The organism is Serratia sp. T13T92, from assembly GCF_047530105.1.
Taxonomy (GTDB): Bacteria; Pseudomonadota; Gammaproteobacteria; order Enterobacterales; family Enterobacteriaceae; genus Chania; species Chania fonticola.
The window spans coordinates 1-673 of sequence record NZ_JBLJAK010000135.1 but is presented as its reverse complement, the minus strand read 5'-3'; the positions used below and the strand labels follow the sequence as shown (position 1 = coordinate 673).

Sequence of the window (673 nt, the reverse complement as noted above, 5' to 3'; positions counted from 1 at the left end):
GGGTAATAACTGTTTGAGCAGAGATTCTTTATGTTCTGCAGAGTAGGTTTGCATCGGGTTAGTTTCCTCGCCCCTGAGGTTCAATGGATTGAATCAGTTCAGGCGACAACTACCCTGACATGGGGGGCGGCCGCCAGTAGCTCACGAAGACGGGTATTCAGCGCCCTGAGCGTGTAGAAGGTTTCATTGCGGATGCGGGCAAGCAGCCATCTTTCGACGATGAGAACGCCGTTTTCTGCTTTCGATTTATCTTTCGGCTTATAGGGGCGAGCCGGGATGATAACGGTGCCGTAGTGCGCCGCCAACGCCTGGTAACTGTCATTGATGACGGGTTCATAGCGATCGGCCTTTTTCACCGCGCTTTTGAGGTTATCGGGGACCAGCAGCTTCGGTACACCGCCCAGGAAGGTCAGACAGCGGCTGTTGGCGTTCACCAGGACATCATATCCTGACCTTCACAGGCCTCCACGTAGGTGTAGTTAGACGCCCCCATCACGGCCACGAAGATGGCCACACGGCGAACCTCGCCGGTATCCGGGTTGATGACGGTAAGCGTCGCTGGAACCCCACCTGTTATTGCGTTCGCGATGTTGCCATGATCTTGTTCCCGATCATCAACACGGAGCAAACCCATGAGGAACATCCGCACGCCCGAAGAATGGCACGCCCTTTT

The 673-nt window shown here is 55.3% G+C and carries 1 pseudogene; it reads right to left on the bottom strand.

Features of this window, described 5'->3' with window-relative positions:
• Positions 1-134: 134 nt before the first annotated feature.
• Positions 135-556, bottom strand: a pseudogene (locus tag ACMV5I_RS29590) (IS21 family transposase); the annotation flags it as partial.
• Positions 557-673 lie beyond the last annotated feature (117 nt).